Annotated in this window: 23 protein-coding genes, 1 other RNA gene and 1 other annotated feature; all 24 genes read right to left on the bottom strand. The window is 36.9% G+C overall.

The window, feature by feature from the left end:
- Nucleotides 1-5 precede the first annotated feature (5 nt).
- The 24 genes from Q0Y84_RS04245 to pstB (Q0Y84_RS04130) all read right to left on the bottom strand — a co-directional run bounded on the left by Q0Y84_RS04245 (nucleotide 6) and on the right by pstB (Q0Y84_RS04130) (nucleotide 17,343).
- A complete protein-coding gene (locus Q0Y84_RS04245; protein ID WP_297951272.1) occupies nucleotides 6-524 on the bottom strand; it encodes a folate family ECF transporter S component in 519 nt (172 codons plus the stop codon).
- A 48-nt stretch (nucleotides 525-572) separates the two neighbouring features.
- The gene (locus Q0Y84_RS04240) at nucleotides 573-1,307 is read right to left on the bottom strand and encodes an acyl-ACP thioesterase domain-containing protein (protein WP_297951270.1); all 735 of its coding nucleotides are present in this window, start codon (nucleotides 1,305-1,307) and stop codon (nucleotides 573-575) included.
- Between the two features lie 2 nt (nucleotides 1,308-1,309).
- Nucleotides 1,310-2,161, bottom strand: coding sequence for a 16S rRNA (cytidine(1402)-2'-O)-methyltransferase (gene rsmI / locus Q0Y84_RS04235; RefSeq protein ID WP_297951268.1), 852 nt, complete (start codon nucleotides 2,159-2,161; stop codon nucleotides 1,310-1,312).
- On the bottom strand, nucleotides 2,161-2,511 hold the full coding sequence (gene yabA, locus Q0Y84_RS04230) for a DNA replication initiation control protein YabA (RefSeq protein ID WP_297951265.1): 351 nt from the start codon (nucleotides 2,509-2,511) through the stop codon (nucleotides 2,161-2,163). The genes rsmI and yabA overlap by 1 nt, the downstream gene beginning before the upstream one ends.
- Nucleotides 2,512-2,520: 9 nt before the next feature.
- A complete protein-coding gene (locus Q0Y84_RS04225; RefSeq protein ID WP_297951263.1) occupies nucleotides 2,521-3,384 on the bottom strand; it encodes a DNA polymerase III subunit delta in 864 nt (287 codons plus the stop codon).
- On the bottom strand, nucleotides 3,384-3,704 hold the full coding sequence (locus Q0Y84_RS04220) for a cyclic-di-AMP receptor (RefSeq protein ID WP_297951261.1): 321 nt from the start codon (nucleotides 3,702-3,704) through the stop codon (nucleotides 3,384-3,386). Before Q0Y84_RS04220 ends, Q0Y84_RS04225 begins: the two co-directional genes overlap by 1 nt.
- Before the next feature lie 12 nt (nucleotides 3,705-3,716).
- The gene (gene tmk / locus Q0Y84_RS04215) at nucleotides 3,717-4,355 is read right to left on the bottom strand and encodes a dTMP kinase (protein ID WP_297951259.1); all 639 of its coding nucleotides are present in this window, start codon (nucleotides 4,353-4,355) and stop codon (nucleotides 3,717-3,719) included.
- A gap of 103 nt (nucleotides 4,356-4,458) precedes the next feature.
- Nucleotides 4,459-4,698: a YaaL family protein gene (locus Q0Y84_RS04210; RefSeq protein ID WP_297951257.1), complete on the bottom strand. Its 240-nt coding sequence runs from the start codon at nucleotides 4,696-4,698 to the stop codon at nucleotides 4,459-4,461.
- Entirely contained in the window at nucleotides 4,698-5,297 is a 600-nt protein-coding gene (recR, locus tag Q0Y84_RS04205; RefSeq protein WP_297951255.1) for a recombination mediator RecR, read from the bottom strand. The genes Q0Y84_RS04210 and recR overlap by 1 nt, the downstream gene beginning before the upstream one ends.
- Nucleotides 5,298-5,627: a YbaB/EbfC family nucleoid-associated protein gene (locus Q0Y84_RS04200; protein WP_297951253.1), complete on the bottom strand. Its 330-nt coding sequence runs from the start codon at nucleotides 5,625-5,627 to the stop codon at nucleotides 5,298-5,300.
- Between the two features lie 17 nt (nucleotides 5,628-5,644).
- Complete coding sequence (locus tag Q0Y84_RS04195) at nucleotides 5,645-6,475, bottom strand: SP_1767 family glycosyltransferase (protein WP_297951251.1); 831 nt, start codon at nucleotides 6,473-6,475, stop codon at nucleotides 5,645-5,647.
- A 5-nt stretch (nucleotides 6,476-6,480) separates the two neighbouring features.
- Entirely contained in the window at nucleotides 6,481-8,289 is a 1,809-nt protein-coding gene (gene dnaX, locus Q0Y84_RS04190) for a DNA polymerase III subunit gamma/tau (protein WP_297951249.1), read from the bottom strand.
- 54 nt (nucleotides 8,290-8,343) lie between these two features.
- Nucleotides 8,344-8,439, bottom strand: an RNA gene (gene ffs, locus Q0Y84_RS04185) — signal recognition particle sRNA small type.
- Nucleotides 8,440-8,484: 45 nt separating this feature from the next.
- Complete coding sequence (gene tadA, locus Q0Y84_RS04180) at nucleotides 8,485-8,994, bottom strand: tRNA adenosine(34) deaminase TadA (protein ID WP_297951296.1); 510 nt, start codon at nucleotides 8,992-8,994, stop codon at nucleotides 8,485-8,487.
- 81 nt (nucleotides 8,995-9,075) lie between these two features.
- A complete protein-coding gene (locus Q0Y84_RS04175; protein WP_297951247.1) occupies nucleotides 9,076-9,258 on the bottom strand; it encodes a hypothetical protein in 183 nt (60 codons plus the stop codon).
- Nucleotides 9,259-9,385: 127 nt separating this feature from the next.
- Nucleotides 9,386-10,006, bottom strand: coding sequence for a methyltransferase (locus Q0Y84_RS04170; protein ID WP_297951245.1), 621 nt, complete (start codon nucleotides 10,004-10,006; stop codon nucleotides 9,386-9,388).
- A 6-nt stretch (nucleotides 10,007-10,012) separates the two neighbouring features.
- Nucleotides 10,013-10,855, bottom strand: coding sequence for an ion channel (locus Q0Y84_RS04165; protein ID WP_297951295.1), 843 nt, complete (start codon nucleotides 10,853-10,855; stop codon nucleotides 10,013-10,015).
- 73 nt (nucleotides 10,856-10,928) lie between these two features.
- Nucleotides 10,929-11,291, bottom strand: coding sequence for a 50S ribosomal protein L7/L12 (rplL, locus tag Q0Y84_RS04160; protein ID WP_297951242.1), 363 nt, complete (start codon nucleotides 11,289-11,291; stop codon nucleotides 10,929-10,931).
- A gap of 50 nt (nucleotides 11,292-11,341) precedes the next feature.
- Nucleotides 11,342-11,854: a 50S ribosomal protein L10 gene (gene rplJ / locus Q0Y84_RS04155; protein ID WP_195922335.1), complete on the bottom strand. Its 513-nt coding sequence runs from the start codon at nucleotides 11,852-11,854 to the stop codon at nucleotides 11,342-11,344.
- A 41-nt stretch (nucleotides 11,855-11,895) separates the two neighbouring features.
- Nucleotides 11,896-12,018: a sequence feature (ribosomal protein L10 leader region), on the bottom strand.
- Between the two features lie 100 nt (nucleotides 12,019-12,118).
- The gene (locus Q0Y84_RS04150) at nucleotides 12,119-13,522 is read right to left on the bottom strand and encodes an ISLre2 family transposase (RefSeq protein ID WP_297951236.1); all 1,404 of its coding nucleotides are present in this window, start codon (nucleotides 13,520-13,522) and stop codon (nucleotides 12,119-12,121) included.
- Between the two features lie 237 nt (nucleotides 13,523-13,759).
- Nucleotides 13,760-14,944 carry an AEC family transporter gene (locus Q0Y84_RS04145; RefSeq protein WP_297951234.1) on the bottom strand — a complete coding sequence of 395 codons (1,185 nt, stop codon included), beginning with the start codon at nucleotides 14,942-14,944 and terminating at the stop codon, nucleotides 13,760-13,762.
- Nucleotides 14,945-15,095: 151 nt separating this feature from the next.
- Nucleotides 15,096-15,773, bottom strand: a complete 678-nt coding sequence (gene phoU, locus Q0Y84_RS04140) for a phosphate signaling complex protein PhoU (protein WP_297951232.1) — start codon at nucleotides 15,771-15,773, stop codon at nucleotides 15,096-15,098.
- 18 nt (nucleotides 15,774-15,791) lie between these two features.
- Nucleotides 15,792-16,547 (bottom strand): phosphate ABC transporter ATP-binding protein PstB, encoded by a 756-nt coding sequence (gene pstB / locus Q0Y84_RS04135; RefSeq protein WP_297951231.1) that lies wholly within the window; start codon nucleotides 16,545-16,547, stop codon nucleotides 15,792-15,794.
- A 1-nt stretch (nucleotide 16,548) separates the two neighbouring features.
- On the bottom strand, nucleotides 16,549-17,343 hold the full coding sequence (gene pstB / locus Q0Y84_RS04130) for a phosphate ABC transporter ATP-binding protein PstB (protein ID WP_297951230.1): 795 nt from the start codon (nucleotides 17,341-17,343) through the stop codon (nucleotides 16,549-16,551).
- Between the last annotated feature and the right edge of the window lie 4 nt (nucleotides 17,344-17,347).

Here is a 17,347-nt window from a genome sequence, read left to right as displayed (position 1 = left end):
TTAAATCACTTTTTTATTTTAACACGAGAAACGGCTTGCAAAACAAAGTAGATAATAACCATTTGAATCCAAGGTACAATTATTTCCTTAGGTAAGCGCTGAATCAAGGCAGCGTTAAAGTTTAGGCCATATATCAAATGTAGCCACAAAGTGTTTAGCCCAATATTAACAATTATCGTAACCAAAATAGTCGAAGCGATAATTCGCCAAATTTTGACTGGCTTATTATACAAAAATAAAGCATAAATTAGTGGTCCTGCCATAGCAGTAATGGTGAAACCGATAAAAAAACCACCTTGATTGCCAAATAAAGCTGATGAAATTAAATCACTGATCCCCCCACCGATAGTGCCCCAGACAGGACCAAAAAAGTAACCTAATAATACACTGCCAATAAAGCCTAAGCCTACTTTAACCATTACTGGACCAAAAGAAAATTGACTTAAAATAATTTTCATTGCAATAACAATGCCTAAAAAAACTAATTGTTGTAAATCTGTTTGTAAAACCTTTTTTGCATTCATCTGGCCACCCCTTCTCATAAAAAAAGCATGACTACAGCGCCATGTTTTTTATAATTTACGCCATTTTAATTCACAGACCGCTTTAACGGTACCGTCTTCTGCTTCAATTGCATGATATGTAGTAACATTATCATCTTCAACTAGTTTCATGCAAGAATTTATACTTTCACCATAATGAACCTCTTGATCAAATTTAATATCAATCGTGGTCACCATGTTTTCACTAAGAAAATCACGGTCTAACATATCAATAAACCAACTAAAGTAATGACTATTAGTAACATGGTGATTGGTGTCCAAATCATCATATCGCGCACGATATGGACGGATCTTGGGATAATCTGCTTGCGCGCGCAAACGAGGAAAACGTGGCATTTTCTTAAGTAGCGGTACGCCCCAATTTTCCATCATTTCAGCATCAGCCGGTACTAAATGACGCTTTTTAAGATCTAGCATTACCCATTGGCTTTTAACTGTTACCAAGGGCTCACCAGCTTCAGTACTAATGCCAAAATCACGATATTCAAAAAAGCGATTATAGCCACTTGCTTCTGTGCTCAAGATGACTTGATTCCCTGGCTTTGGCAAGTCATTAATTTCAAAATGATATTGCGTAACTACCCAACCGAGACCACGCTTGATTAGATCATCAGTCCCTGCACCGCCTTGACTTAATTGGTGCTCAGAAACTTGCATCATTAGCTCAACTAGTGCTGGTAATTTTAAACGTCGATTTTCATCACAATCTTTAAATTCAATTTGATAATTTTCAGTATATTTCATAGTTAATCCTGATGATATTGATCATACAATTCATTCTTAGAAACATGATGCTCTTTAGCAACTTGCTTAATCGCATCTTTTTTAGATTCGCCTTTTTCAACCAACCCATTAACTAAATTAATTAATTCAGCCCAGGATAGTTGCTTAGGTGCTTCTGTATTAGGTGAAACTAAGATAACAAACTCACCACGTGGAGCAGTTTTATTAAAGTAATTAGTAACTTCCTCTACACTGCCACGAATAAATTCTTCATGAATCTTAGTTAATTCACGCGCTGCCACAATTTGACGATCTTTGGGCAAAACACTAGCCAAAGTCTTAAGTGTTTTAGCTAAACGGTGTGGTGCCTCATAAAAAATTGAAGTTGCTTTAGCATCCCGCATTTGGGCAAAATATGTTTTTTGTTCTGATGATTTTCTAGGCAAAAAGCCATAATAGGTAAATGGCTGATTAAAACCAGAAGCAATCAAAGCAGTTGAAAAAGCATTGGGACCAGGAAGCGGTACGACTGGAATATCATGCTTAATACATTCTTGCACTAAAACATAACCTGGATCAGAAATTACTGGCATCCCTGCATCACTAATTTCTGCAATCACAGCACCTTCCTGCATTATTTTAATCAACTCTGGTGCTCGCTCTTTGGAATTATACTTATGAAAAGAGATCATCTTATTATGAACACCGATCTTCTCTAGTAGAATTCCACTAGTTCTAGTATCTTCTGCAGCCACATAATCTGCATCAGTTAAAACTTTTTTAGCGCGAAGCGTAATGTCCTCTAAATTGCCAATTGGAGTTGGTACTAAATAAAGTTTTCCTTCATCTTTTGCATAACTGCTTTGACGTTTCATTATCTACCGTCCTTTTTCTTGCCCTTTTTTTCACCAAAATTATCTAAAATATCAAGACAAAACATGCAATCTGCACTAGGATCACGATGGGAACCATAGTACATATTACAAATATGATAGCCAGAATCATAAATCTTCTTCAATGATTCCAAACCACTTTGCGTTTTAGCCTCAGGCGCAGGCTGATCTGCCGTTAACTTATCGAGTTTTTCATGGAGTAGTTGATTTTCCACTTTTAACTCTGTATTTTCTTTTAATGTTTCTAAAATATCATTTTCCAAACTGGCAATCGTCTTGGACATATTTTCCGTTGTTTCTTCAATTTTCTTCAGTTTTGAATATGGATCCAATCTTAACACCTACTTCCACTTCAAGGCGAGATAATCTAATGCATTTTGTAAATTCACATTACTCAACCGCATCTTGTCGATTTCAATCAAATTTTTTAACATTGTCGCTGCTGCTATTCTTTTAGCCGGATCCTTTAAATCTTGCTCTGCTAGTAGCTTAAGCTGAACAAAAATATAGCGTTGCTCTGACACCAATTTAGCATCAGCAGCTAGTTTATGAGCACTAACAATGGCTAGACTGTTGTGTTCTAACATTTCCTGATAGAAGTACTTAATCGTCTGATCCCATTTATCAATATTTCCTAGCTCTTCAATTTCAGCTTTTGAAAAACCATTTTCAAGCAAAATCGCCGTTCTACCGCTAGCCTTTTCACCATTATCAAAATTAATAATTTGCGTTCGTGAACGCACTGTCGGTAGAATTTGATCACTATTATTAGTAATTAAAATTGTAACTACTGGTGCTACCGGTTCTTCTAATAAGTTAAGCAACCCATTGGCTGCCGCTAAGGTCAGCTTTTGTGCTTCATTGATAAAGAAGAAACGCCGATTGCTTTCAACGGGACTTTTGACTAATTCTTCTTTTAAAGGGCGAATCTGGTCAATACCTAACGTCTGCTTGCCTTCTGGCGCAACTAGCAACACATCTGGATGATTACCGGATAAAATTTGGCGACAATTTTGGCAAGTTCCATCTGGCTTATTCTCACCATCACCAGTACAATTAAACAAACAAGCCAGCCAATAAGCTGTATTTAAAGCCCGCGCCTCATCACTATCAACAAACAAGTAACTATGGGTTAATTTCTTTTGTTCATATGCTCTTTGTAAAAACTGGGTTTGCTTTATCCCAACATTATTAAGATCAATCATTAGAAACGTTTAAACTCATCAACTGGAACAACAAAACAAGTTGCCCCACCTACTATCACCTTTAATGGCTGCGTTATTTCATAACCAGTTGAAACCATGTGCGGCGTGGCAATTTCTTCTCTTGCTTGTGACTGCTCTTTAATAATTTTCAACACATCGTCTACTTTATCATCGTCACAACCTACCAAAAAGGTGGTATTTCCTTGACTTAAAAAACCACCCGAAGTTGCCAACTTAGTTGCACGAAAATCATTTTGCACAAAGGCTCTTTGTAAATCATTAGAGTCTTCTTTTTGCACAATTGCAATTACTAATTTCATCTAAATCAGTCCTTAAAATAATTCTGGCATTTTTTGCTTTAATGTCGCAATAACTTGAGCAACTACCTGATCAATTGGCTGCGTTGCATCAATTGTTACAACACGTTCAGGATACATTTTTTTTACTTTGAGAAAACCGGCATAAACCTTTTTATGAAAGGCTAAAGTTTCTTGTTCTAAACGATCTTCTTGACCAGGACGCAGCTTTTCAATTCGCTTTAATCCTACTTCAGGAGCAACGTCTAAGAAAAAAGTAAGATCCGGATCTAGCTTAGCTGTAGCAAAATCATTAATTTGCTTAACTTCCTGAATTCCTAAATCACGACCTGCACCTTGATAAGCTAAAGAGCTGTCAACATAACGGTCAGAAAAGACTACTTTTCCAGCAGCTAAAGCTGGGCGAATAATCTTTTCAACATGTTGACTCCGTGATGCTGCATACAAAAGAGCTTCCGTTTTAGCTTCCATCTGATCGTTAGCTGGATCCAAAATAATCTCACGAATCTTTTCTGCAATTTTAGAACCACCAGGTTCGCGCGTCACAAGATATTGTGTCTTAAGCTCTGGGCTAATTTGGTCTAATACTTCTTTTAAAACTGTACTTTTTCCGGCGCCATCCGGACCTTCAAAACTAACAAAATAACCTTTCATAAAATCCTCCATATGTCTATTCTACAGAACTTGCACAAAGATTAACAGTCCTACTAATTTTAATTTATATAAAATAAAAAAGACCCACATTTTGGGTCTTTTTTTACTGCGTAATGGCATTAGTAATACCACTAAATCTTGTGCCTCGATGACGAGCTTCATCATACAAAAAAGCATATTTTGCTTTTAAAATTCGACTTTGGACATAATTATCTTCTGACAAATCCAGGGTCGTTTGATCTAAATCTTGTTCTAACGCGATCTGATTTTGTAATTTTTCAATCTCAGCTACTAACTTTTGATCGCCCATTGCCTTGATCTTTGCTTGCTTTTTATTAGCCATTATAATGCCGTTCTTCCTTGCACTGCGCGCTTCAAAGTAATGGAATTGGCATATTCAATGTCACTACCAACTGACAACCCTGCAGCCAATCTCGTAACCTTAATACCAGCTGGCTTAATCAATTTGCTGATATACATTGAAGTTGATTCACCTTCTGGCGTTGAATTTAGAGCCAAAATCACCTCTTTAACTGCATCATTTTTTTGCAAACGGGTAATTAAAGACTTGATATTAATCTCTTCTGGACCAATTCCATCCATTGGTGAAAGAACACCATGAAGCACATGATAAAGTCCATCATATTCGCCCATTTCCTCAAAAGCCATCAAATCTTTAGGCTGTTCAACCACCATAATTGTAGTTTGATCGCGATTAGGATTAGAACAAACATCACAGACATCTTTTTCAGTAATATTGCCACAGATAGGACATTGGTGAATATCTTTTTTTACCTGAGTCAATGACTTAGCAAAATCATCAACATCCTGATCGGGCATATCCATCGTGTAAAAAGCCAACCGGGTAGCAGTCTTCTCACCAATTCCCGGCAACTTCATATAAGCATCAATTAAATGAGCTATTGGTAATGGATATTGCAATTACATCAAACCTTTCGTATATTTACCCAAACTTGCTTGCGTAGCTTCGTCAATTTGGGCTAATCCTTTATTAACTGCATCAATTACTAAGTCTTGCAACATATCTGGGTCATCTGGATCGATTGCTTCCTTATCAATCTTGATATCCTTCAACTTGCGATCACCAGTAAAGGTAGCAACTACTAAATCATCAGCAGACTTACCCGTAAATTCTTGGGCGGTAATATTTTCTTGTTCTTCTGCCATTTGTGCTTGCAATTTCTTAGCTTGCTTCATCATTTGTTGCATGTTCATGCCGCCCATGCCACCAAAGTTAGGTCTTCTACTCATTTTTATTTTTCTCCTTTTTATTCTATCGTACTTATGATTTGATTATCAAAATCACTATCTTTTTCTAGTTTAACTTGTTTATCGTCAAAATTAAACTCAGCAGTATGCTTATGAGGAATTTTTACCTTACTAGTAGCCCCCATCTTCATCCATTCATACTCTGAATCAATGTGACCAATATCAATCATTTGATTAGTTAACTGCGCTACTAAATCTGCAACAATTACTTTTGCCGTAGGTCCTAGCATCAATAGAATTAACCTATTGTCAGCATTTTTAATGATTTCAGTTTCAATCACTTTTTTTCGGCTATACGCATTGTTAGGGGGACAAATAATCCGCTTGATCGACTTAGCATTAACAAACAAATCGTTACCTTCACCAGAACGACTGTATTTACCTTCAACAATCAGTAGATCTCGATCCTGCCAAAGCTCTCTTAATTTAGCAAAATATTCTTGAGCATGACTTTTATCCACTAAATCAATATATGGCCGTGAGAAAAAGGTTGAAACATAAACATTATATTGCAATTCAACTTCTCTTAATAGCTCTTTATTATTTTTGAAAAAACTATTCTGATAAAAATTCTGACAATATCCATTGTAGCGATCGATTTTTTCAAAAACATCAGACAATCCGACCAGTAGTCGCCGATTGCTACCCTCTAAAAGCAGTTCTTTTAATGCTCCTGCTAGTTCTGGCTGATAATCCTGATACGGGATACTTTCGCCCCTAATCAAATCTAATTCACCATCACCAAACCGGATCAGAGAACTATGATCTCTTAATAAAATCTGTAATGTTGTTTCTTTATCTAAAACCTTAATATTGTAGTCACTATTCATTTGCTTCAGTCTTTTACATTAACTACATCGCCAAATAGGTCCTTCGCTTTATTGATTACTTCCGGATCAACTTTTGGTTCATCTGACTTTTCTGTTTGTATTTCAATCTGTTGCTTCTTTTTAGCAAGGAGTTCATCTTTGTGACTTTCAACAAATTCTTTTCTAACTGCTAGCCAATCACCATCTGGCACCAATACGATCTCATAGGAATGTTTTGCAAATTTTTCAATATAATCTGTCAAGCGTCCTAATAAATCATTGTCTGCACTAGCATTTTCAAACCATAAAGTATATTTGCACTTCATGACTACTTGATCCGGACTAGCAGCAACCGGTTCTAAGACATCAAGCACAGCTTTCTCCGAAACAGCCAAAACTGATTGTAAATCTGGCCAAACGTTCTTAATTGTCTCCAAATCTTTTCGCGTAGCGTTTTCCAAAACATGGTAAACTTGCTTGCGATTTTCGGCAGTTGTTTTCTTAACTTTTCTAACTGGCTTTTTAGTTTGTTTTTCTAATGGTTTAATCGCGGGCTTAGACGCAACTTTAGGGACTGCCGTATCTAAGTGGAACACTTGGTTAGTTGATAAACTTGGCTTATTAGCCAATTCACTCATTTTTTGTGTTAAGTCAACCACTTGCTTCTTAAGTGCGGCTAATTCTGCTTGTAAATCCGTATTTGTAGATGCAGGTTGAGCAGAAACAACTGGCTGCGCCAGACTTTCATTATTTTGCTCTTTTACCGGACTACTTGCTACTATTAAAAATACTTCCAATGGGATTTGTTGCTGATTAGTATAGCGCAAGTCATTCAAAGCCTTATTAGCCAAATCAATTAATCGATAATAAGTATCAGTAGGGATATCTTTTATTTGCGTAATAAAATCTGCAGTTAAAAAAGTTTCCTGTTTATCCTCACCGGTTTTAATAATCATCAAACTCTTAGTAGCCAAATCAATCAGCTCATCCAAGATATTCTTAGAACTAGCACCTTGATCCAATTCATTCTGTGTCAATGCTAAAGCTTGACCTGCATCTTGATTAAGTAAAGCTAATAAGATCTTTTCAATATTTTCACGGTCGGCAAAGCCAGTAATTTGCAAAGCATCATCATAATTGACACTTTCTTTTTCATAGCTTAATAGTTGATCCAAAATACTCAAAGCATCCCGCATCCCACCATCGGCTACTTGGGCAATTACTGCTAAAGCCTTATCCTCATACTTAATATTTTCTTGATCAAGAATGTACTTCATTCTCTTTTCAAGATCTGCTTTAGAAATTCGTTTGAAGTTATAGCGCTGCGTTCTTGAAATGATTGTCGCTGGCACTTTTTGCAATTCAGTCGTTGCTAAAATAAATACTACATGCTCTGGCGGCTCTTCTAGCGTTTTAAGCAAAGCATTAAAAGCCCCCATTGAAAGCATATGAACTTCGTCAATGATGTAAACTTTATATTTACCTTCTGTTGGAGCGTATTTTACTTTATCGCGAATTTCACGAATTTCATCAACCCCATTATTTGAAGCGGCATCAATTTCCATGATATCTGGCATTGACCCTTGATCAGCAGCAAGACAGTTAGCACACTCATTACATGGTTCACCATCCTGCAAATTGGTACAATTTAATGCCTTGGCAAAAATCTTAGCACAAGATGTTTTACCAGTTCCGCGGGGTCCTGCGAAAAGAAACGCATGGGAAACCTTACCACGTTTAATCGCATTTTTTAAGGTATCGGTTATCGCTTCTTGACAAATTACACTGTCAAAAGTTCGCGGCCGCCATTTACGATATAGCGCTTGATAAGCCATAAATTCTCTTTCCTAAGTAAAAAACTCTTAGCCCTATAAGAGCTAAGAGCTATTAATATTCTAACAAAAAAGGCACATGCCTGAACAACCTTAGTGCTGCTACCTTCCGGTCCTGACACAATTCAGAGGTCAAACATTGCCCATCAATTATAGTAACGTATTTCATGCAATTTTACCAGTGTCTTGCTTAAAAAATTATTGACTTTCAGTTTCTTTTTGCGCTTGTTTAGCAGCTTTTTGCTTTTCGCGAATGGCTCTAAAAAAGTCCTTTAACATTTGGGCACATTGATCATGATAAAGACCACGGACAGCATGAGGATGATGATTAAATTTTTCTACACTAAATAAATCCACAACTGATCCACAAGCTCCAGCTTTATGATCAAGCGCGCCAAAATAAACATCTTTAATCCGGGAATTAATAATCGCGCCAGCACACATTGGACATGGTTCTAAAGTGACAAACAAACTGCAATCGATTAAGCGCCACATCCCCAAATTATCGCAGGCCTCTTTAATCGCAATCATCTCTGCATGTTGCGTGGCATCTTCATCAAGCTCGCGTCGATTGTAGCCTGTTCCAATTACTTTACCAGCTGGATCAACCACAACTGCCCCAATTGGCACTTCTCCTTGACTCTTAGCCTCTTTGGCCTGATCAATGGCTAATTGCATGTATTTCTTTTTCTCTTCGTTAGACAGCATTCTATCACTTCTCAATTCATCGTTTTTATTCATTGTATCAAAAAAGAAGTTAGTCATTACGACTAACTTCAAATTTGAATTCTATAAATTGCTAATATGACGATTTCTAAAGTTGTGGTAGAAAAAGATACCTGACAAAATTAGGTATACTGCTGCAATTCCAGCTGGAGCTGCAGTTTCATTATCGCCAGAAATTAAACCAAAAACAAACACGCCTACAATTACAATCAAAATTACACCAAGATATTTCCAAGCTTTTTTCATAATAATTATCCTCTTCACATACTTTTGTTTTATACAAGTCTATTATAAGAAGATAGCCTTTGTTTTGAAAGCATTTTTATAAACTCTAATGCTTATTTCATCGTACTTTTAAGCATTTTTTATTTAGTTAATTCTTAGTTGATTTTAAGATATAATAGCCTTTATCTCTTGTTAAAATTTCACACTTGCCATATATCTTGGTCATCAGCTTACGTGCACTAGGCTCACCCTGTTTTTTCTGGATAACCACTAATAGGACTCCGCCGTTAACTAAATGCTCATTTGCTCCCACCAAAATCTCATTAACTACTTTTTTACCTGCTCTAATTGGTGGATTTGTTAAGATTAAGCCAAACTTTTTCTCATTATCCACTTGTACATAACAATCTGAAGCATAGATATTTACATTTTTGATGTGATTAACTTGAGCATTCTGTTTAGCTAACTTTAACCCACGTTCATTGACATCGACCATTTCAACTGTCTGTTCTGGCCAAAACTTAGCCGCAAATAAGCCAATCGGACCATAGCCTGTCCCAACATCTAGGATATTCTCCTTAGGAAAAGCAACATCTTTCATTGCTTTAATTAACACGCCTGAGCCATAATCAACGCGCATTTTTGAAAAAACACCTGCATCGGTAGTGAATTTTAGATCAACATTATCCACATGATAATCCACAACATGTTCATCATGTTTAGCTGTCGGGTCCGTAGCAAAATACATCTGGTTCTTTTCTTCGCTCATTCTGATTTACCCCTTCTTTTTATCAAGCCATTCTCTTATCTTATGTAGCTCTGTTGTACTCTTGGCATTTTTCAGTTCATTAATTTGTGCCTGCATTTGCTTATTTTGTTCGGCAAGATCTTGATTTTGCTTTTCCAAATCATCAAGTTTTTTCAAAATTAATTGAATATTATCCTGCGTTCTTAATGTATTTGCGCCATTAGTTTTTCTCATCAAATATGAAGTGATTGATGAGGTTAACATCCCGACAACTCCAATTCCTAACAGCATCATTACCAGCGTAACAAATTTACCGACAATGCTATGTGGCGGAATTGTTTTACCAAAAATTGCATCATATCCTACAGTCGAGGCTGTCGAAAGCACCCACCAAAAAGCCGTGTCTAAACTTACATGCTCAGTAATGGCAAACGCTTCTGCACCTAACAATAAAAAAGTAATCGTAAAAAAGATCACATAAAGCAGGCCATTAGTATGAAAAATGTTACGCAACATTCCCATTAAACCAGCTAAACGAATTAAACGTAATAAGCGTAAATCTGATACTAAGCCAGATAAGTTAAAAACATTTAAACCAACAAATAATAACCCGATTGGAATGATACTCAGTAAATCATAAATATGCGTCTTAAAATAAATTTTTTTATCCTGAGCAGAATGCAGCCCACGGAAATAATTAATTGCAAAATAGACTACAATTGCACTATTGATCCAAAACCATTTGCTTGTTGGCTCATCGATATTAATAACTGCTGCAAAATCTAAAATAATTAAAAAAATCGAAACAATGGCTAAAATCGCCATTACCCATTGCGATGGCGTTAATTTTCTATTTATAACTTTCATCATAAAATCATTATACAAAAAATAAGCTCTTCGCACATGGCAAAGAGCTTATTTTTAACGCCCAGTTGGGCTGTAATTATTTAAGGGTTACAGTTGCGCCAACTTCTTCAAGCTTAGCCTTGATGTCGTTAGCTTCGTCTTCTGAAACGCCTTCCTTAACGTTCTTAGGAGCACCGTCAACAAGGTCCTTTGAGTCCTTAAGGCCAAGACCAGTGATGTCACGGATAGCCTTAATAACCTTAACCTTTTCTTGACCTGCTTCAGTCAATTCAACGTCGAATTCTGACTTAGCAGCACCTGCGTCTGCAGCACCTGCAGCAGCAACTGGAGCAGCAGCAGTAACGTCAAATTCATCTTCGATAGCCTTTACAAGGTCGTTCAATTCAAGAATTGTAGCGCCCTTTAATTCTTCAATAATCTTATCAGTATCTAAAGCCATTTAAGTATCCTCCGAAAAATTAGAATTTAGATATTAAATATATTCTTTAATTATTCAGCTGAGTCTTCATCCTTAGATTCAGCAACAGCCTTAACAGCATAAGCGAAGTCGCGTACAGGAGCTTGTAATACAGAAACAAGCATTGAAAGTAAACCTTCGCGACCTGGGATAGCAGCAAGTTCCTTGATTTCATCCTTAGAAGTCAACTTACCTTCAAGCATACCACCCTTGATTTCGATAACGTCGAAATCATCTTCGTACTTAGAAACAATACGTGCAGGTTCAGTAACGTCATCAGCGTTATCAGTGTAGATAACAGCAGTAGGACCAACGAAAGTATCGTCAAGACCTTCGATACCAGCCTTAGCAGCAGCACGTCTCAAGTAGGTGTTCTTGATAACCTTCATTTTAACGTCGTTATCACGAAGTTCCTTACGCATGTTAGTAACTTCTTCAACAGTTAAACCAAGGTAGTTAATTACCAAGATAGCCTTAGCAGCTTTAAGTTCTTCAGCAAATGCATCAACAAGCTTTTCCTTTTCAGCAATAGCAGCTTTACTCAAATTATTTCACCTCCATGATTACATTGATAAATTCTATAAGGCCTTAAAAAGCAAAATCTCCATGCCGAAAGACATGGAGCATAAAAACCTTCATTATCTTCTGGCCTCGGCGGGATTTTGAGGCGTCATGCCACCCGAGTCTTAGGTAGAATTTACAATTAAGTATTATAGCAACATATTCAACAAAATGCAAAATAATTTGTTAATTAGTAAGTGTCAATGTTTTTGCGGTAACCTAAAAACCATTAGTCTGACCTTAATTTCTTAATAATTTATGTGGTTTAGCATCCGATTGAATTTGCTTAAATAGTTGCTTCCAGCCGTTTGCGTTGTTAAAGCTCCGCGCTGTATGCCTAAATGACTTTCATGTCGCTTCTTTAGGCTATCACGGGCTGCCGCTTTTAATTCTTGCTCAGTCATTGCATTTATTTCTGAGCCTGCAAACTCGCTGCTTAGCCAATATTCCAGTTCATTGTTTTTGATGCAAGTCAGCACACGCAGAATCCCTTCGGCGCCATCCTCTGACCAATATTTTCCTTGTCCTTTAACCCGATAGGTATACTTGCGGTGATTGCTTTCGCAGCAGCCTATTGCTTTAATTACTGGCAATTTGCGCATCTTAAACGGCTCAATATCAGCCCAGTGCCGATGAAGATAGCCGCGCAGACGCCTTAGGTTTTCATGATTTTCTGGCGTATTCAGTTCGTCAATCAGATTGCTTTCAATTGTATCTAAAATCACATCAGTCAAGCGACGGTTGTACTTAAACTCAACTGCACTAATTAATTTGCCTTGCATAGCCGGCATAAAGCCCAGACGATCTTTAATCTTTTTATTCAAATGAAAGACATCCAAGAAGTGTTCATGCTGCTTGCAGCGACCGACTATTTCATCAAAATCTTTTTTGGCATAGCCAGCGCCGCCATCGGCATTACTGATGATCAAAGTATCGCTTAAGTCATAGGTATTAGCTAAATAAGCTTTGATTTCTTGCAAGGCATTCAAGCGGCTTAAAGAAACGAACTCTTTGGCTTGAACTCTCTTTCTGCGTGTCTTGCTCACATTAATAATATCTTCACAGACTTGATAGCGGTGAAACTCCAGCCGCTTTTTGGTCCCTTTAATTACAACGCCATCGCCTTCAAGATAAAGCACTGGTACTTTTTTCTTTTGGGTAATGCCATCGTACCTTTCTTCAGACTGTTGCTGTGCCTTGATTTGCTTGCCCGCTTGAACAATCAGCTTACCAACTTGACTATGACTAATGTTAAAGCTAGACAGGGTATTAACAGCTAGGGCAGTATTGCGGTAAGTTGATACAGCACTAACCTGTAAAATATTTTTAACTGCTAAAACACTATAGCGCTTATACTTGTCATAGCCCATCAATTGATCCAACGGGTATTTTGCCTTCCTGCCTGGACAGACATATCTTCTGCGCCAGTGATTGATTTCGCCAAAAACTGTCACCACTGAACGCTTATTTTTTTCAATCTGATAGCCTTGCTTTTTAGTTTCATCAACTAAATCAACATCAACTTCCTCTAGTGCCAGCTTCATCAACTCTCTAATCAGATCCAAGAAATAGCACATTAATGCCTTTTCACGGGCAAGAACATTATTTTCAGACTTAATAATTTTCACGATATCAGTTATAATAGATTCCATAAAAGTCCAGCTTCTAATGTGTTTCTTTGGTTAACATCAGACTACTGGTCTTTTTGTTTTAGCTCAAGTCCAAATTCAACAGACTTGAGCTTTTTTAATCCTTTATTCAGCTTACCGCAAAAAATTATACACTTAGGCGATAATTATAAACGCTTTATAATAGGTGAACCCGTATTCATCCCTAATAAAGGGCAAAAAAATAAGATCGAACTTAATCGACCTTATTTTTGAACTTAATTAATGAAACATTCCTGCTAAAACAGGCAAAGCCCAAATCCAGAAAATACAACTTACTGCAAAGAAGACAGTTGAAACAGCAACGGAACTTGCTCCCTCCTTAACATAAATGTTGTAACGACTAGAAATAATAATACCTGAAAATGCAGGTGGCAAACCTGTTGCCAAGCAAAGCATTGAAATTTTAGTTGGATCTGAGCCCATACCACAAAGATATGCGGCAGCAACAATAATTGCAGGGGTTAAGAACAAACGGAAGAAAGTATTCCAAATAACTTCTTTATCAATTGAAAACTTAACTGTTGATAAAGCTAAACCGGCAGCCAAAACGGCAACCCCAGAATTAGCTTTGGCAATCAAATCAAATGTAGGTGCCCATGAAGTAGGAATTCTAATTCCAATTAAAACAAAGATTACAGCAAGAAGTGGAGCTGCAGCAACTGGCTTCTTAACTGCATCAATGATTGACTTCAATGTTGGATTTATCTTCTTGGCGTCTTTTTCACCTGCATGGTCATCAAATTCAGCATGAACCAAGTCAATTTCACGCTGAATTCCTTTTTCTTTCAAAGCTTTTGCTTCTTCATCACTAACAGGTACGCCATCTGGAACTGCGACACTCTTAACAACTGGCTTTGTTTCACCTTTTTTAGGAGCAAGCTTAACTTGTACTTGAGTAGAGCCGTTATCCTTTTTAGCAGCAGCCTTTTGTTTTAACTTAGCTTGTCCTTTATTAATCAGCATTAATCCTAATGGAATGGTAACTGCATTAACTACAATTGAAACAATCCCAATAACCAAATTAGTAGTTGCGTTGTTACCATAAATTGGATCAAGAACCGCAAAACCTAAGAATCCGATAGTTGGTGAACCAGCAATCAAGGCACAAACAGCGGCTTCTTGAGTTGACCGATGAAACATTACCTTATCCAAGTAATAGCTGACCATAAATAAGCCAGTAACACCAACAATAGAAATTAATGTTAAAACTATATCCTGTGCAAACATTTTTCTTGTTGCTTTAACAATTGAAATAAATAATGCAGCAGGTAAAGCAATATTCAACACTAACTTGTTCAATCCTTGACGTTGATCATCATCAAAGAATGTGAACTTACCACACACATATCCCAACAACATAATGACCAAAATTGGCACAATGTCGTTTACTAAAATTGTAACCATATTTCCCCCTTATAGATTTAGATAATACACCTATTTTCACACAAGTATCTCTGCAATATTCTCCTTTTTATTATGGACATGTATAAGCAAAAAGTAAAATGATATCATGTGTTTTTTTACACAAAAAGCATCGCTTTTAGCGATGCTTATTTTAGATTGTTTCACTTTCAGTGGGATTAGATAATTCTTCCAATTCACCAGTTGTCTTATAAACTACCCAACTAGCCAAATTTACGATATGATCACCAATTCGCTCTAGCAACCGTGTAACTACAAAATAGCTTGATGAAGCCATTGCACGAGAAGGATCATCTTCAATCCCATCAACAATTAATTTGCGTGCTCTAACGTAGTCATGATCAATCATTCCATCTCGACTGGCTACTTCACGCGCCATTTTTTCATCGTCTTGCACATAAGCCGTTAAAACTTGAATTAACATATGCCGCACGTTGTGTGTCATATTGGAGATGATTTCTTCAACTTCTGGAATACGAGGATTGCCCTTTACTCTGATCGTTTCCAGAGCAATACTCATTGCATTTTCCCCAATTCGTTCCAAATCAGTTGTTGCCTTTAAAATGCTAATGACAACTCTAAAATCAGTTGCCACTGGCTGCTGCAAAGCCATCAATTTTAAAGCTTGTTTTTGAATGTCGATTGATTCTGCGGGGATTTTTTCTTCATCATCAACCATTGATTGGGCAGTCTTTTTATCATGATCAACAAAAGCTCGCGTGGCATGATCAATTTCATCATTAACAAAGACACCCATTTCCATAAATTGCGTGTTTAATTTTTTTAACTCATCTAAAAATATTTCGTGCATCTTTTTTACCTCAAAATTTTAACCAAAACGACCGTTAAGGTAATCACTTGTAATTTGCTTCTTAGGTGCAATAAACACTTCTTCAGTCGGACCAGCTTCAATCAAATCACCATTCATTAAAAAGGCAGTTTGATCAGAAATTCGCCCTGCTTGCTGCAGGTTATGGGTAACCATAATAAAAGTATACTGATGCTTCAAATCTATCAGTGTTTCTTCAATTTCACTACTCGAAATTGGATCCAAAGCACTAGTTGGCTCATCAAGCAAAACAACTTTTGGTCGAACCGCTAAAGCACGGGCAATACAAATTCTCTGTTGCTGTCCACCTGAAAAAGCCTGAGCATTTCTATTTAAATTATTTTTAGTTTCTTTCCAAATTGCAGCTTGCTTAAGACTTTCCTCAACGCGCTGGTCAATCAACGCTTTATCTTTAACACCCGCAATTTTTAACCCATAAGCCACATTATCATAAACCGAAAATGGAAATGGCGTTGGTTGTTGAAAAACCATGCCAACTTCTTTACGCAGATTAACTAAATCAGTCTTAGGATCATAAATATCTTGTCCTTCAAATTTGATTTCACCAGCAATTTTGATATTTTCAATATCATCATTCATTCGGTTTAAGCAGCGCAAAAAAGTAGATTTACCACAACCACTAGGACCGATTAAAGCAGTTAATTCTTTTTCCTTAAAATTAAGATTAATACCATGCAGCGCTTCATAATCGCCGTAACTTAGATGTACATCTTTTGCTGAAATTATTGTTGTCATTTTATCCAAAACTTCCCTGAATATAGTCTTCAGTAATCTGGCCTTTAGGATTAGTAAAGATCTCCGCCGTTGAATTATATTCAATTACATGTCCCAAATGGAAAAATGCTGTATAATCACTAATCCGTGAGGCTTGCTGCATATTATGCGTAACCACAACCATCGTATATTTGCTTCTCAGTTGCTTAAGTGTGTCTTCAAGCTTAGAAGTAGAAACAGGATCCAAAGCACTAGCCGGCTCATCGAGTAACAAAATTTCTGGCTTAACTGCTAAAGCACGTGCAATACATAAACGTTGTTGTTGCCCACCTGACAAAGCTAAGGCACTTTTATCCAACTTATCTTTAACTTCATCCCACAAAGCTGCTGCACGCAAGCTTTCTTCCACAATCCGATCAAGCTCTTTTTGATCTTTTTGTCCATCTGCTTTTAAAGCATAAACAATATTTTCTCTAATTGATTTAGGAAACGGATTAGGACGCTGAAAGACCATGCCAATATTTTTTCTTAATTCATAAACGTTAATATTAGGCTTATTCACATCTAACCCATGGAACCAAATTTCTCCATTAACAGTAGCCACGCGATCATTCATCCGATTCAATGATCGTAGAAAAGTGGATTTTCCAGAGCCAGAAGCGCCAATCAAAGCAGTAATCGTATTCTTTTTAAATTGGAGGCTAGCGTCAAAAAGCTTTTGTACTTTTCCACCATATAGAACACTCAAGTCCTTAGTTGATAGCGCTAATTCATCCTTAGCAAACGTCTTAACGTAACTAGGTTTTAATTCTTGCATCATT

Source organism: uncultured Lactobacillus sp. (assembly GCF_947367125.1).
Taxonomy (GTDB): Bacteria; Bacillota; Bacilli; order Lactobacillales; family Lactobacillaceae; genus Lactobacillus.
This window is presented reverse-complemented; position numbering and strand designations above follow the sequence as displayed.